Origin of the sequence: Derxia lacustris (assembly GCF_002105195.1) — a bacterium.
Lineage (GTDB): Bacteria > Pseudomonadota > Gammaproteobacteria > Burkholderiales > Burkholderiaceae_E > Derxia > Derxia lacustris.
Genome location: NZ_MUHU01000010.1, coordinates 226,324 through 240,875, shown reverse-complemented (window position 1 = coordinate 240,875; position 14,552 = coordinate 226,324). Strand labels below are relative to the sequence as shown.

Sequence of the window (14,552 nt, the reverse complement as noted above, 5' to 3'; positions counted from 1 at the left end):
GCGTCATCGGAGCGCTGCGGCTGCGGCCGTGGTCGCGGCAGCCGGTGCGTCTTGCCTCGTGCCCGCCGTTGCGCAAAACGCCACCACCGCCTGCCGCATGTCGGCGCCGGCTTGCTCTGCCGGCAGATATTCCGACAGGTCGAGCGCGCCGTGGCAGGCCGGCGTGGCTGCCTCGGCAAGCGCTTGCGCCGCCGCCCGCGCCGCGGCCGCGCGACCGAAGCGGCGCAGCAGCAGCACGCCGTCGGCGTCGAGCCAGGCCACATACCAGCCGCCGCGTCCGCCCTCGACGCGCACCTCGCGGCCGCTGTCCTGCGCCAGACCGGCCACGGCATGCGCCAGCAGCAGCGCATCGAGGCGCGCGGCCTTGCGGCGCCACACCAGCGCGCCGATCGCCGCCAGCGGCAGCAGAGCCAGCAGTTCGATCATTGCGGCAGTCCCGGGCTTGAATGCATCGATCTTTCCTTCCGTTCGGCGGGTGCCGGTGCGTGTGCGGGGCGGCCGACTAGAATCCCGGCCCCATGCCGCCCGACTTTGCCACTGCCGCCCCTCGTCCGTCGCCCCGCCGCATCGGCCAACCGGCGGCTGCCGCGGCGCTGACCAGCCTGCTGGTCGTGCTGCTGGCCTCGGCCATCGGCTGCCACGATCTGGCCACCTGGTGGATGGAAACCCTGCCGGTGATGCTGGCGCTGCCGGCGCTGGCGTTGTCGCAGCGGCGCTTTCCGCTCACGCCGCTGCTGTTCTGGCTGGTGGTGGCGCATTGCCTGGTGCTCATCGTGGGCGGCCACTACACCTATGCCGAGGTGCCGGCCGGTCTGTGGCTGCGCGACGCGCTCGGGCTGGCGCGCAATCATTACGACCGGCTCGGCCATTTCATGCAGGGACTGGTGCCGGCGCTGCTGGCGCGTGAAATCCTGCGTCGGGTGCAGCGCATGCCGGCGGGCGCGATGCTCACGGCGCTGTGCGTTTCGGTTGCACTTGCGGTCAGCGCCATCTACGAAATCATCGAGATGATCGCCGGGCGCGTGTCGGCCGAGGGCGCGGCAGCCTTCCTCGGCACCCAGGGCGACACCTGGGATACCCAGATGGACATGACCCTGGCCTGGGCCGGCGCGCTGTTTGCCACCTTGCTGCTGGCACGCTGGCACGACCGTCAGCTGGCGGTGGCGCCGCGCTGTTCGCGCTGATCTCACCCAAGGACGACATGAAGCTTTCCATCCTCTGCCTGGTGGCGGCGGCGCTGTTGCCGCTGTTCTGCGCCTGGCTCGCCAAATGGGACGGCATCCGCTCGGGCGGCTTCGACAATCGCGCGCCGCGCGCCTGGCTGGCACGGCTGGAAGGCCGGCCGGCGCGGGCCCAGGCGGCCCAGGCCAATTCCTGGGAGGGCTTTCCGGTGTTTGCGGCCGGCGTGCTCGCGGCCCAGGTGCTGGCGGCACCGCAGGCGCGCATCGATCTGCTGGCACTGGCCCATGTGCTGCTGCGGCTCGGCTATATCGGCTGCTATCTGGCGGATCGCGCGAGCCTGCGCTCGCTGCTGTGGGCGGCCGGTTACGGCTGCTCGATCGCGCTGTATTTCGCAGCCGCATGGTGAAGCGCAAGCGCGGCGCGGCAGCCGCTCCGGGCGCTGCACCGCGCGCCAGTAGAATCCGCCGCGTGTCGCATCCCCCCTACCTTCATCGCGCCGGTCTTGCGGCGCTCGTCTGCGCAGCGCTGGCCACGGCCGGCGCGCATGCCGAATCCGCCACGCCGCTGGCCGCGCCCGCTGCCGAAACCGAAGTGAGCACCGCGCCGGTGGTGCAGGAGCCCTTGCCCGGCCGCGCGCTGCGCCCCGGCGAACGGCGCCGCGTGGCGCCGGTTCGGCGCTCGGCGACACCGGTCGCGCGCGCCGCTGCAAAGACGCCGGCTGCGCCCGGCGCGGCCCCGGCGCTGGCGGCGGCGGACGGCGCTTCGTCGGCCACGCCCGCTGCAGCCGTCGTCCCGCCATCCGCCGCGCCAGTCGCCGCAGCACCTGCACCGGTCGGCGCCGCCGCTCAGCCGGAGGGGGCCGCTGCCGCGCCGGCCGGCCTCGGCGCCAACCAGTCGTCCGCCGGCGGCAACCCGGCCGTCGCCGGCAGCCCGCCCGCCAGCGCCGGCCAGACCGCCGCCAGCACCTCGCCAGCCGAGCCCGCCGGCGCGCGTCCGGCCGCTGCCCGCCCGGCCCGGCGCGACTTCGACTTCACCCTCGAAGCGCCGGACGAGTTGCGCGAGCTGCTGTTGCGCCATCTCGATCTGGCCAAGGGCGACTATGACGAGGACGGCATCGACCGCGACCGGCTCGACACGCTGATCGAGCGCGCCGAGCGCCAGGCGCGCGGCCTGCTCACGACCGAAGGCTATTTCTCGCCCCGGCTCGACACCCGGGTCGATGGCGAGGCCCGGCCCTGGCGCGTGACCATGACGGTCGAGGCCGGCCCGGCGACCCGCGTTGCCGAGGTGTCGATCAGCGTCGTCGGTGCCAGCGAGCCAGTGGCCCAGCGCTTCTACGATGAGCACCGCGTGGCAGCGCACTGGACGCTGCGTGAAGGCGACCGGTTCCGGCAGGAGGACTGGGATCGCAGCAAGGACGCGCTGCTGCGCGCCTTTCTGGTCGAGGAATTCCCCGAGGCGCGCTATGCCCGCACCGAGGCGCGCATCGATCCGGCGACCCGGCAGGCGCGGCTCGAGGTCGAACTCGACGCCGGGCCGCCGCGCTACTTTGGCGCGGCGCATGTGACCGGGCTGACCCAGTACCCGCCGGAAATCATCGAGATCCAGAACCGGATCAAGCCCGGCGCGCCCTACAGCCAGGTGGCGCTGCTCGAAACCCAGTCGCGGCTCCAGGTGCTGCCCTACTTCCGCAATGTGACGGTCACGGCCGATCTCGATGCCGCCGATGCCGACGGCCGGGTGCCGGTCAACATCGCGGTCGAGGAGGCGCAGACGCGCAAGTTCCTGATCGGCCCCGGCTTCAGCTCCAACTCGGGCGCGCGGGTGCAAGCCGGCTACAGCGACGTGAACATCAACGGCGCCGGCTGGCGCTTCGACAGCCTGGCCCGCATCGAGCAGCGCGAGCAGCTGGCGCGCGCCGGCATCACGCTGCCCGACCGGCCCGACGGCTATCGCGACAGCATCACCAACACCTTCCTGCATTCCAACGTGTCGGGGCTGGAACTGCGCGCCAGCAGCCTGCTGCTGCGCCACGGCCGCGACGAGCAGGCGCTGCGCAGCATCGACCGCGCCTACACGCTGCTCTACGCCTACAGCATCGAGAAGCCGTCCGGCGCCGACCGGCGCCTGAACCGCGCGCTCGCGCCCGGCGTGGCCTGGACCTATCGCCGCATCGACAACCTCGCCTATCCGCGCGAAGGCGTGATCGGCAATCTGCAACTCGCCGGCGGCCTGCACAACGCGCTGTCCGACGAGGACTTCGTGCGCGGCTATGCCAAGGTCGTCGGCTTTCTGCCGGTCGGCGAGCGCGATTCGCTGACGGTGCGGCTCGAAGGCGGCGCGGTGCTGACCGCCACGCCCAGCAACGTGCCCGAGATGCTGCGGTTTCGCGCCGGCGGCGATCAGTCGATTCGCGGCTATGCCTACCAGTCCATCGGCCAGACCGAGGGCACGGCCACGGTCGGCGCGCGCTATCTGGCCATCGGCGGCGTCGAGGCGACGCACTGGCTCAGCAGCGAATGGGGCGTGGGCGTGTTCGCCGAGACCGGCGACGCGTTCAACACCGCCGCCGGCTTCGTGCCGCATACCGGCGTGGGCTTCGGCCCGCGCTGGCGCAGCCCGATCGGCCCGCTCAACTTCGACCTTGCCTATGGCGTGCGCGCGCATCAGGTGAGGCTGCATTTCTCGCTCGGCTTCGTGTTCTGAGTCATGGCCCAACCGCTTCCTCCGGCCGATGCCGATACCGAACCGACCGCGCCGCGCTATCCGCTGTGGCGCCGCGTGCTGCGCTGGATCGTCTGGCCGCTGGTGGCGCTGGTGGTGCTGGTCACCGGCGTAGGCTGGCTGGCGGGGCAGGAATTCACGCTGCGGCTGGCGGCGCGCGAGATTGCCCGCGCCACCGGCGGCGCGGTCACGGTCGAGGGCGTGAGCGGCTCGTTGTTCGGCCGACTCGATGTGCATCGGCTGCGCTACGAGGACGACAGCCTCGCGGTCGAGACGCGCGACCTGACGCTCGAATGGCTCTGGCTGCCGCCGACGCGCTTTTACGTGCGCACGCTGGCGGCCGCCGCGCTCGACATCGAGCAGAAGCTGCCGAGCACCGAGCCGGCCGCGCTGCCGAGCGCGCTGGCGCTGCCCGGCGTGCATGTGACGGTCGGCGATCTGCGCGTCGGCAGCATCGAATACCGCGCTGCTAACGGCTCGCGCACCGTGCTTGGCCCCTTGCGCGGCAGCGCCGACCTCGGCTCGACCGTCGACCGGCTGCATGTGGCCGAATTCAGCCTCTACGGCATCCGCCTGAGCGCCGATGCCGAGATCGATGTGCGCGCCCAGCCCTATCCGGCCACGCTGCGCGCGCACTGGCTCGCGCCCGACCTCGGGCCGATCGCCGACATCGAGCTGGATGCGCGCGGCTCGCTGGCGCGGCTCGATGTGCAGGCCCAGGCCAGCTGGCGCCGGCCGGGCGGCTCGCCGCTGGTGGCCACGACCGAGCTGAGGCTGTTCTCCGACACGCTCCAGCAGATGTTCGCGCCGATCATCCTGCTGGCCGACCAGGTGCCGATCGAGGTGGTGGCCGGCGACATCGGCCTGAAGGCGCCGCTGGCGCTCGAAGCCACGCTCGGCTTCGATGCGCAGGACAACTTCGGCGGCCCGGTCAAGCTCGAAAACCGCGCGCCCGGCAAGCTCGAGACCGGCCGCATTCCGGTCACCGTCATCACCGCCGACTTCAGCACCGCCAACGGCGCCCGGCTCGACAACGCCCGCATCGAGGTGCCGGGCGGCGGCACGCTGGGCGGCAGCGCGCATTTCGACACCGCGCAAACCATCGAGCTGGTGGCGCGCGGCTTCGATCCGCGCGGCCTGTCCGATCTGGCGGTGCCGATGAAGCTCGACGGCCCGGTGCGCATCGACGTGGACGAGAACGCGGCTATCACGGCGCAGATCGATCTGCGCGGCGGCGCGGTCGCCTATGCCGGCCATGCCCGCATCGCGCCGACCCAGGTCGACGTGGACCAGCTGCGCATCGGCACCGGCGCCGGCGCGCTCAGCGTCAGCGGCAAGGTCGGGCTCGACGGCCGCCGGCCGCTGGCGCTCGAAGGCCGCATGCAGGGCTTCGACGCGAGCCGCATCCTCACCGCGCTGAGCCCGAGCGATCCGCTCGCCGGCTGGCTGCGCTCCTCGTTCAACGGGCTGGTCAAGGTCGACGGCGCGCTCGGCATGGCACGCCACGGCAATCAGCCGGCGGTGCCGCTGACGCTCGCGGTCGATGCGCGCATCGATCCGAGCACGCTGGCCGGGCTGGCGCTGGCGGGCCGGGCGCGCGGCCGGCTGGCCGGCACCGGCGCGCTGGCCGGCTGGTCGGTCGACGATCTGGATGCGACGCTCAACTTTGCCGAGAACGCGCTGCGGCTCAACGGCGCGCTCGGCGTCGCCGGCAAGAAGCTCGCGGTCGACATCAATGCGCCGCGCCTCGACCGGCTGGCGGCGCTGGTCGGCGAGCCGATCGGCGGCCGCGCCACCGCACGCGGCAGCGCCGGCGGCACGCTGGCCGCGCCCGACACCACGCTGGCCGTGACCGGCGACGACCTGGTGCTGGGGCAGGGCGAACATGCGCTGCGGCTCGGCAGCCTGCGCGGCCGGGTCAATGCCAACACCGAGCGCATCGACGGCGATCTGGCGCTGGAGCGGGTGACGGTGGCGCAGCAGGCATTCGCGACCGCCCAGGTCACGGTCGCCGGCAAGCCGTCCGACCATCGCATCGCGGTGCGGGCGCGCGGCGACGGCGCGAAGCCGGCGGTGCAGTTCAGCGCCGACATCGCGGCCGGCCTGCGCGCGCCGACCCGGCCCGACGAGCATCCGGTCTGGGCCGGCCAGCTGCTCAAGCTGAGCAATGCCGGCCAGTACGCGATGCAGCTGGCGGCGCCGGCGCGCTTCGAGGTCTCGGCCGAGCGCCAGCGCTTCGAGGCGCTCGACATCGCGCTCGACGATGCGCGGCTGCAACTCGCGCGGCTGGAGCATGGACCGGGCGGTTTTCAGACCGCCGGCAGCCTGCGCCATCTGTCGTTCGCCACGCTCACGCGGCTGTTTCCCAAGGCGAAGGACATGCTGCCGCGCGCCACGCTGGCGCTCGACGGGCGCTGGGACATCGGCACGCTGCCCGACGGCCAGCTCAACGGCACGGCGCGCATCGAGCGCAGCGACGGCGATGTCTGGGTCATCAACTCGGCCAAGGGCGCGCTCGGCATTTCGCGGCTGGCGCTCGATCTGAAGGCCACGGCCAACCGCATCGAATCGCGGCTCGACTTCGAGTCGGCGCGCGCCGGCCGCTTCGACGCCAGCTTTGCGACCACGCTCGCCGGCCTCGACGGCAAGCTGCGCATCACGCCCGACGCGCCGCTCGACGCCCGGGTGCGCGGCGAGCTCAAGTCCTTCGCCTGGCTCACGCTGTCGTCAGATTCGCCGGTGACGGCCGACGGTCTGGTGACGATGGACGCGACCGCCAAGGGAACCTTTGCCCAGCCGCGGCTGGCCGGCGAACTGCGCGGCGAGAACATCGCGCTGCGGCTGCTCAAGCCGCGCGCCCGGCTCGACCAGGGCCGGGTGACCGTGGTGTTCACCGAGGATCGGGCCGAGCTGCGCGAATTCAGCTTCCAGGGCCGGCACGGCAGCCTCGGCGGCAGCGGCAGCATCCGCTTCATCGACCAGCGGCCCAACGGCAGCATCACGCTGCGCGCCGACCAGCTCGATGCGAGCAACGATCCCAACTATCAGATGGCCGCCAGCGGCGCGATCGAGCTGACGCTCGACAACGGCGCGGCGCGCGTGATCGGCGGGCTGCGCGCCGACTCGGCCAGCATCACTCTCGGCGATGCCTTCGCGCCCAAGCTCGGCGGCGATGTGGTCATCGTCAGCGAGGCCGATCCGGCTGCCGACCGGCTGCTCGAACACGAGGCGCAATCGGCCGAGGCGCGGCGCGAGGCGCTGCCGCTCACCGCCAATCTGCGCTTCGACCTCGGCAACAACTTCCGCGTCAAGGGCTATGGCGCCGAGGCCCAGCTGGGTGGCGGCATCGCCTTCGACGTGCGGCCGGGCCAGCCGATGCGCGCCAACGGCGTGGTCGAGGTGCTGCAAGGCAGCTACAACGCCTACAGCCAGCGGCTGGTGGTCGATCAGGGCACGATCAGCTTCGTGGGCACGGTCGACAATCCCAATCTCAACATCCGCGCCACCCGGCCCGAGCTGCCGGTCTCGGTCGGCGTCGAGATTCGCGGCACCGCGCGCGATCCCAAGCTCAAGCTGTATTCCGATACCGCCATGTCCGATACCGAGCGGCTGAGCTGGATCGCCACCGGCCGTGGCCTCGACGAAGCCTCGCGCTCCGATCTGCAATACCTGAGCGTCGCCGCCAGCGCGCTGATGAGCGACAGCAGCGGCGTGCCGATGACCAAGCGCGTCGCCAGCGCCATCGGCTTCGACTCGATCTCGATCGGCAACCGCTCGGCCACCACGGTGAGCAGCGCGCGCGGCAGCTCGCTCACCAGCCAGGACGTGGCCTTTGTCACCATCGGCAAGCGGCTGTCGTCGCGGCTCACCTTCACCTTCGAGCGCGCGCTGAGCGGCGTCGGTACCTTCGCCAAGCTGCGCTACGAAATCGGCCGCAAGTTCTATGTGCAGACCACCACCGGCGACGAAAACGCCATCGATGCCTTCTATACCTTCAGCTTCGACTGACTCTCCACGGCAAGGGGCGCGGGCGGTCATGGGCTGCATGACATAATCGACCGCTTCGCCAGCCCGCAATCTCCGCTCCCTCCGCGCCTTGCCGCCTGCCGGTGCGCCCCTTGCGCCGCCGCCTCCGATCACCGCTTCAACGCACGTCATTCGCTTCCATGGTCAGCTGGTTCAAACGTTCTTCCCCGGGCGACAAGCCCGAAGCGGCCGCTCCCGCCGCCGCACCGTCGCCCGCCCTCACCACCGCCGATCTCGCCGGCTTCGACGAAGACCGGCTGGTCGAGGTGGCCTGCGGTCCACATGCCTCCAACCTGCGCGAATCGGCGGTCGCCCGGCTCACCAGCGAAGAAGCGCTCAAGAAGGTGCAGCGCTGGGCCGGCGATCACGACAAGCGCGTGTACAAGGCCGCCAGCGCCCGGCTGCGCGCCACCCGCGACGCGGGCAAGGCGCTCACCGATGCCGAGCGCATCGCGGTGGCCATCGAGGATCTGGCCGCGTCGCCGGTGCCGGCCAACAACCGCGTGTCCGAGCTCGACCGCGCCTGGGCCGTCACCGCGCCGCATGTGGCCGGCACGCCCTGGGTCGAACGCTTCCAGCAGGCGCGCCAGACGCTCGAATCGCGGCTGATCGCGCGGGCCCAGCTGCAACGCGATGTGCGCGATCTGCAAGCCCTGATCGACGCTGCGCCCGACGCGCTGGTGCAGATGACGGCCGAGCAGGTCGAGGCCGAGCTGGCCAACATCGCGACCCGCGTCGCCGAGATCGGCCAGGCGCCCGAGTCGCAATCGGTACCGTCGACGCTGATGAGCGCGCTCGCCACGTCGGCCGAGGCGCTGCCCGGCGTCGTCGCCGAGCGGCGTGCTGCGCTGCCGGTGGTCGAGGCGCTCGTGGTCGAAGCTCCGGCCGAAGCCGCCGCGCCGGCTGCTGAAGCCGACGCCGCTCCCGCCGCCGAAGCGGCCGAGACCGGCGCCACCGCTGACGCCGCACCGACAGAAGCTGCTCCGACCGACGCAGTCGCCGCCGAAGCCGGTGCCGCCGAGCCGACCGAGACCGCCGCCAACGGCAGCGCCGAAACGCCCGAAGCCGCCACCGACGCCGCGCCCGCTGCCGACGCGCCGGCCAAGCCGCAACGCACCAAGGCCGAAGCCAAGGCCGAGCGCGCCGCCGCCAAGGCCAAGGCCGAGGAAGACCTGCCGCCGCCGCTGCCGCAGGAAGAGGCCGACGCCCTCGTGCCGCGCATCGAGGCGCTGCTCAAGATGGTCGAGGACGGCCAGATCGAGCAGGCCATCGAGGAAAACAAGCTGGTCGAGGCCGCCATCGGCGCCTACCGCCTGCCGCGCAAGGCCGCCGCGCCGTGGCGCCGCGCCCAGGCCCGGCTCGCCGAGCTGCGCGGCTGGCAACGCTTTGGCGCCGAACAGGTGCGCGACGGCCTGCTCGCTGAAGCCCTGCATCTGGCCGAGACCGAAGTCGCGCCCGAAGCCCGCGCCAAGGCGGTGCAGACGCTGCGCAACCGCTGGAAGGCCATCGACTCCGAATCGCGCCAGGGCGCGCCGGGCTGGCTGTGGCGCAAGTTCGACGAAGCCTGCGAGAAGGCCTATGCGCCGGCCGCCGCCCACTTTGCCGAACTGGCCGGCAAGCGCGCCGAGATCGCCAGCAAGCGCGAAGCGCTGCTGGTCGAACTCGAAGCGCGCGCCGTCGCGCTCGACGAAGCCCGCGCCGCCGACCAGCCGATCGACTGGAAGCCGGTCGCCGCCGCGACCGACAGCGCGCGCCGCCACTGGTTCGGCTTCGGCCCGCTCGAACGTCACCGTGCCGACCAGCGCAAGCTGGCCGAGCGCTTCGACGCCGTGCTGGCCCGCCTGCATGCGCCGCTCGACGAGACCCGCAAGGGCGAACTCGCGGTGCGCCGCGACCTGATCGAACGCGCCAAGAAGCTCGCCGAGGGCGAGCAGCGCGGCGGCTTCGGCCCGCTCAAGGTGTTGCAGGAGGAATGGCAGCGCCATGCCCAGCAGGTGCCGCTGCCGCGCAGCCAGGAACAGGCGCTGTGGACCGAGTTCCGCGCCGCCTGCGACGCCTACGCGACCAGCCTCAAGGCCGAGCGCGACGCCCAGCAGACCGAGCGCAAGACGCAGGACAGCGAGCGCCGCGACCAGCGCAAGGCGGTCGAGGGCGGCTTCCGCGATGCCGTCAAGGCGGCGCGCGACAAGGTCGAGCTCATCGTCAAGATCGAGGCGGCGCCCGGCGACGAGCTGCTGCGCACGCGCTGGAGCGAGCTGGGCAACGCCGGCAAGCTCGAACGCGCGCTGGCCGGTCGTTTCAATGCGCTCAAGCCGCTCGCGGCTGCGGCGGCCGAAGCGTCCACCTCGGAAGAGGATCCGGGCGCGGCCGCCGTTGAGCTGGCCGCGACGCCGGCAGCACCGGTGGCAGCTCCGTCGGCCGAGGTGACCCAGGGCATTGCCCGCGACCTGATTGCGCTTGAGCTCGAAGCCGGCGTCGCCAGTCCGGCCGAAGCCGAGGCCGACCGCAAGCGTCTGCAATTCGAGATGCTGGCCAACCGGCTCAAGCACCGCACCGCCATCGAGGATCCGGCGGCGCAGTTGCAGCGGCTGGTCGCCATCGCCGGCACCGGTGCCGCCGTGGCGCGGCGGCTGGCAGCGCTCATCACCGCCAAGAACGAATGGGTTGCCAATCCGCCGCCGCGCGTGCCGGCCGGCGGCTTCAGCGACCGCGAACGTGGCGATCGCGGTGGCGACCGTGGCGGACGCGGTGGTGACCGCCGCGACGACCGTCGCGATGGCCCGCGCAACAACAACGGCCCGCGCCGCTGACCGGCTGCCGCCGTCAGGGCGGTGCCAAAGCCAACAAGGCCGTGCCCGGCGTCATGCTCGGCACGGCCTTGTTGCGTGCGGCCTCAGCGCGCGCGCAGCCAGAGCGGATCGTTGAACAGCCGGTCGAGCGGCGCGCCGATCAGCGGCAGCATCATCGCCACCATGAACAGCCCGACCAGCAGCGTGACCGCAAAGCCCACGTTGAAGATCGACAGCTGAGGCGCGACCCGCGCCATCACGCCGAGCGCGGTGTTGCAGACCATGATCGCCACGATCACCGGCAGCGCCAGATTGAGGCCGATGGCGAACAGCGCCGAGCCCCAGCCGGCCATCGCGCGCAGGTCGAAGCCGCCGACCACGTCGCCCGAAATCGGAATGATGCGAAAGCTCTCGGCGAGCTGGGCGATGAGCATCAGGTGCCCGTCGAGCGTGAGGAACAGCATCGTCGCCATCAGCGACAGCAGGCTGCCGAGCAGCGGCGTCTGACGCGCGTTCTGCGGATCGACGAAGGTGGCGAAGCTCAGGCCCATCTGAAGGCCGGCCAGATCGCCCGCGTATTCCACCGCCGCAAACACCAGCCGCATCGAGAAGCCGATGACGCTGCCGACCAGCACCTGCTGCAGCAGCGTGCCCACGTTTTCCAGCGCGCCGCCCGGTGCCACCGTGCCCGCGCCCGGAATCGCCGGTGCCAGCACGAAGGCGATCAGCAGCGCCGCCAGCACCCGCACTCGCACCGGAATCGCCTTGTGCGACAGCACCGGCGCCGTGCCGAACAGCGCCAGCAGCCGCACGAAGGGCCACCAGAACTGCACGATCAGGCTCCAGACCTGCTCGAAGCTGAAGCTGACCATGCGGGCGCGCTCAGCTCACCACGTTCGGGATCGACTCGATCACCTGGCGCAGGAAGTCGGTGAGCGTCTGGATCATCCACGGGCCGGCGATGGCCATCATCGCGATCAGCGCCAGCAGCTTGGGGATGAAGGACAGCGTCTGCTCGTTGAGCTGGGTGGCCGCCTGCACGATGGAAATCAGCAGGCCCACGACCAGCGAGGTGAGCAGCAGCGGGGCCGAGACCATCAGCATGACCTGCATCGCCTGCATGCCGAGGGTGATGACGCCTTGCGAGTTCATTGCACCGCTCCGAACGACGCCACCAGCGACGCCAGCATCAGGTTCCAGCCGTCGACCAGCACGAACAGCATCAGCTTGAACGGCAGGCTGATGAGCACCGGCGACAGCATCATCATGCCCATCGACATGAGCACGCTCGCCACCACCAGATCGATGACGATGAAGGGCACGAAGATCATGAAACCGATCTGGAATGCGGTCTTCAGCTCGCTGGTTGCAAACGCTGGCACGACGATGCGCAGCGACAGGTCCTCGGTGGTGCGCGGCCGCTCGACCCGGGCCAGCCGCACGAACAGCGCGAGATCGCTTTCGCGGGTCTGGCGCAGCATGAATTTCTTCACCGGCACCTCGGCGCGCGCCAGCGCCTGGTCGAAGCTGATCTCGTTGCGCGTGTAGGGCTGCCAGGCCTCGTCATAGACCTTGTCGAACACCGGCCCCATGACGAACAGCGTGAGGAACAGCGACAGCGCGATCAGCACCTGATTGGGCGGCGTGGTCTGGGTGCCCATCGCCTGCCGCAGCAGCGACAGCACGATGATGATCCGCGTGAAGCCGGTCATCAGCAGCAGCGCCGCCGGGATGAAGCCGAGCGCGGTGAAGAACAGCAGCGTCTGCACCGGCACCGAATAGTTGGTGCTGCCGCCGGCGCCCGGCGTGGCGGTCACGCCCGGGATCGGGCTGGGGCTGGGGGCGGCGGTCTGGGCGCTGGCCAGCAAGGGCAGGGCGATCAGCGCCAGCAGGCCGAGCGCCAGGCCGGCGCGGCGCAGCTGCCGCTGGCGCCGTGTCCGGCTTGCGGCCGCCGCCAGTTCGGCGGCATCGGGATCGTGGGGATGCTGCTCGGGCGGCGCATCGGTCGATTCGGTCGGCAGCATCAGCGAGAGGTAGCGCATCGCGTCATTCCTTGCCGTTGGGCGCGCGGTTGAGCAGCGCCGACAGCTGGGCCATGAAGTTCGGCGCCGGCGTGCCGTTATCCGTGATGTCGGCCTCCGGGCGCGCCAGCGTCGCGATCGACGAAATGGCGCCGGCGGTCACGCCCAGCACATGCCATTGCGTGCCGATCTCCACCACCACCAGCCGCTCGCGCGCGCCGAGCGACAGCGCGCCCACGGTGCGCATCGGCAGGCCGGTGCGGCTCATGGGCAGGCGCAGCCGGCGCAGCAGCCAGCCCAGGCCGACGATGAGCGCCAGCACCAGGCCGAGCGCGAGCACCGAAGTCCACGGCGAATAAGAAGCATCCATCGTGTTCCTTCAGCGGCTCATGCGGCGCATGCGTTCGGACGGCGTGACGATGTCGGTCAGCCGGATGCCGAACTTCTCGTTGACCACCACCACCTCGCCCTGGGCGATCAGGCAGCCGTTGACCAGCACGTCCATCGGCTCGCCGGCCAGCGCATCCAGCTCGATGACCGAGCCCTGGGCCAGTTGCAGGATGTTCTTGATCGGAATCCGCGTGCGGCCCAGCTCCACCGTGAGCTGGACCGGGATGTCCATGATCATTTCGATGTCGTTGGCGGTGCCCGAGACCACGCCGCCCGGCGTGAGGATGCCGGCGGCGGCGGCGGCCTCGGCGGCCGAGGTGGTCAGGCCGGCGGCGGCGGCCTGCTCGGCCATCGCGGCGGCCCAGTCGTCCTCGGCGGGCGTGCCGGTATCGGGATCGATGTCGCTCATGATTGCCTTTTCTTGCCGTGGAGTTCTTCGGGTTTCGCGTTGCGTTCGAGGCTCAGCATCCGCTTGACGCGGACCGCGTAATGGCCGTTGAAGGTGCCGTGGCTGCCGCTGAAGACCGGTACGTGATCGACCTCCATGCTCACCTGCTCGGGCATGTCGAACTGGACGATGTCGCCGACCTTCATCTTCAGCATGTCGCGCACCGCCATGCGGGCGTGGCCGAGCACGGCGGTCAGCTCGACCTCTGCGTCCTGCACCTGGCGCGACAGCAGCGCGAGCCAGCGGTGATCGGGTTCGGCCGCGTCGCCCTGCACCGAGTTGTAGAGCAGGTCGCGAATCGGTTCGAGCATCGCGTAGGGCAGGCAGATGTGGATCGAGCCGGTCGCCGCATCCGAGAACTCGATGCGGAACGACGTGGCCACCACGATCTCGGACGGCGTCGCCACATTGGCGAACTGGGTGTGCATCTCGGCGCGCGAATAGATCCATTCGAGCGGGAACACCGGCGCCCAGGCCTTCTGGTATTCGTTGAACACCACTTCGAGCATGCGCAGGATGATTCGCTGCTCGGTGAGGGTGAAGTCGCGGCCCTCGATGCGGGTATGAAAGCGGCCGCCGCCGCCGAACAGCGTGTCGATCACGCCGAACACGAGCGTCGGCTCGAACACGAACAGCCCCGAGCCGCGCAGCGACTTGGCCGAGGCGATGTTGATGTTGGTCGGCACCATCAGCTCGCGCAGGAAGGCGCTGTACTTGATGACCCGCACCGGCCCGATCGACAGCTCGGGCGAGCGGCGCATGAAGTTGAACAGCCCGACGCGCAGGTTGCGGGCGAAGCGCTCGTTGATGATTTCGAGCGTCGGCATGCGGCCGCGAACGATGCGTTCCTGGCTCGCGATGTCGTAGTCGCGGATCGCACCGACCGGTGCCGCCTCGTCCTCCGCATCGGCGCCGTTGACGCCGTCGAGCAGTGCATCGACCTCGTCCTGCGACAGAAAGTGCTCAGCCATG

Annotated in this window: 12 protein-coding genes; 5 read left to right on the top strand and 7 right to left on the bottom strand. The window is 71.0% G+C overall.

The features are described from left to right. Positions 1–3 precede the first annotated feature (3 nt). Complete coding sequence (locus tag B9P64_RS11145) at positions 4–426, bottom strand: hypothetical protein (protein WP_085316302.1); 423 nt, start codon at positions 424–426, stop codon at positions 4–6. Between the two features lie 92 nt (positions 427–518). Here B9P64_RS11145 and B9P64_RS11140 point away from each other — a divergent pair, with 92 nt between their 5' ends. The 5 genes from B9P64_RS11140 (at position 519) to B9P64_RS11120 (ending at position 10,742) form a co-directional block, all read left to right on the top strand. Then, positions 519–1,184: a DUF2238 domain-containing protein gene (locus tag B9P64_RS11140; RefSeq protein ID WP_085316301.1), complete on the top strand. Its 666-nt coding sequence runs from the start codon at positions 519–521 to the stop codon at positions 1,182–1,184. Positions 1,185–1,201: 17 nt separating this feature from the next. After that, entirely contained in the window at positions 1,202–1,588 is a 387-nt protein-coding gene (locus B9P64_RS11135; protein WP_085316300.1) for an MAPEG family protein, read from the top strand. Between the two features lie 62 nt (positions 1,589–1,650). Next, complete coding sequence (locus tag B9P64_RS11130) at positions 1,651–3,888, top strand: autotransporter assembly complex protein TamA (RefSeq protein ID WP_085316299.1); 2,238 nt, start codon at positions 1,651–1,653, stop codon at positions 3,886–3,888. Positions 3,889–3,891: 3 nt separating this feature from the next. Continuing rightward, positions 3,892–7,914: a translocation/assembly module TamB domain-containing protein gene (locus B9P64_RS11125; RefSeq protein ID WP_085316298.1), complete on the top strand. Its 4,023-nt coding sequence runs from the start codon at positions 3,892–3,894 to the stop codon at positions 7,912–7,914. Positions 7,915–8,072: 158 nt separating this feature from the next. Then, a complete protein-coding gene (locus tag B9P64_RS11120) occupies positions 8,073–10,742 on the top strand; it encodes a DUF349 domain-containing protein (protein ID WP_085316297.1) in 2,670 nt (889 codons plus the stop codon). Positions 10,743–10,825: 83 nt separating this feature from the next. Here the strand turns inward: B9P64_RS11120 and fliR are convergent, their stop codons facing one another. The 6 genes from fliR to fliM are packed head-to-tail and all read right to left on the bottom strand — an operon-like array spanning position 10,826 to position 14,551. After that, on the bottom strand, positions 10,826–11,593 hold the full coding sequence (fliR, locus tag B9P64_RS11115) for a flagellar biosynthetic protein FliR (protein ID WP_085316296.1): 768 nt from the start codon (positions 11,591–11,593) through the stop codon (positions 10,826–10,828). A gap of 10 nt (positions 11,594–11,603) precedes the next feature. Continuing rightward, on the bottom strand, positions 11,604–11,873 hold the full coding sequence (fliQ, locus tag B9P64_RS11110) for a flagellar biosynthesis protein FliQ (RefSeq protein WP_085316295.1): 270 nt from the start codon (positions 11,871–11,873) through the stop codon (positions 11,604–11,606). Beyond that, positions 11,870–12,763 carry a flagellar type III secretion system pore protein FliP gene (fliP, locus tag B9P64_RS11105; RefSeq protein ID WP_235839965.1) on the bottom strand — a complete coding sequence of 298 codons (894 nt, stop codon included), beginning with the start codon at positions 12,761–12,763 and terminating at the stop codon, positions 11,870–11,872. The genes fliQ and fliP overlap by 4 nt, the downstream gene beginning before the upstream one ends. A 4-nt stretch (positions 12,764–12,767) precedes the next feature. Further along, positions 12,768–13,112, bottom strand: a complete 345-nt coding sequence (gene fliO / locus B9P64_RS11100) for a flagellar biosynthetic protein FliO (RefSeq protein WP_085316294.1) — start codon at positions 13,110–13,112, stop codon at positions 12,768–12,770. A gap of 9 nt (positions 13,113–13,121) precedes the next feature. Further along, entirely contained in the window at positions 13,122–13,541 is a 420-nt protein-coding gene (gene fliN / locus B9P64_RS11095) for a flagellar motor switch protein FliN (RefSeq protein ID WP_085316293.1), read from the bottom strand. Then, complete coding sequence (fliM, locus tag B9P64_RS11090; protein WP_085316292.1) at positions 13,538–14,551, bottom strand: flagellar motor switch protein FliM; 1,014 nt, start codon at positions 14,549–14,551, stop codon at positions 13,538–13,540. Before fliM ends, fliN begins: the two co-directional genes overlap by 4 nt. Position 14,552 lies beyond the last annotated feature (1 nt).

What these genes read in the sequence shown, in the direction of transcription:
- B9P64_RS11145 (WP_085316302.1), bottom strand. Translation starts at nt 426, where the DNA reads ATGATCGAACTGCTGGCTCTGCTGCCGCTGGCGGCGATCGGCGCGCTG.
- B9P64_RS11140 (WP_085316301.1), top strand. Translation starts at nt 519, where the DNA reads ATGCCGCCCGACTTTGCCACTGCCGCCCCTCGTCCGTCGCCCCGCCGC.
- B9P64_RS11135 (WP_085316300.1), top strand. Translation starts at nt 1,202, where the DNA reads ATGAAGCTTTCCATCCTCTGCCTGGTGGCGGCGGCGCTGTTGCCGCTG.
- B9P64_RS11125 (WP_085316298.1), top strand. Translation starts at nt 3,892, where the DNA reads ATGGCCCAACCGCTTCCTCCGGCCGATGCCGATACCGAACCGACCGCG.
- B9P64_RS11120 (WP_085316297.1), top strand. Translation starts at nt 8,073, where the DNA reads ATGGTCAGCTGGTTCAAACGTTCTTCCCCGGGCGACAAGCCCGAAGCG.
- fliR (WP_085316296.1), bottom strand. Translation starts at nt 11,593, where the DNA reads ATGGTCAGCTTCAGCTTCGAGCAGGTCTGGAGCCTGATCGTGCAGTTC.
- fliQ (WP_085316295.1), bottom strand. Translation starts at nt 11,873, where the DNA reads ATGAACTCGCAAGGCGTCATCACCCTCGGCATGCAGGCGATGCAGGTC.
- fliP (WP_235839965.1), bottom strand. Translation starts at nt 12,763, where the DNA reads ATGCGCTACCTCTCGCTGATGCTGCCGACCGAATCGACCGATGCGCCG.
- fliO (WP_085316294.1), bottom strand. Translation starts at nt 13,112, where the DNA reads ATGGATGCTTCTTATTCGCCGTGGACTTCGGTGCTCGCGCTCGGCCTG.
- fliN (WP_085316293.1), bottom strand. Translation starts at nt 13,541, where the DNA reads ATGAGCGACATCGATCCCGATACCGGCACGCCCGCCGAGGACGACTGG.
- fliM (WP_085316292.1), bottom strand. Translation starts at nt 14,551, where the DNA reads ATGGCTGAGCACTTTCTGTCGCAGGACGAGGTCGATGCACTGCTCGAC.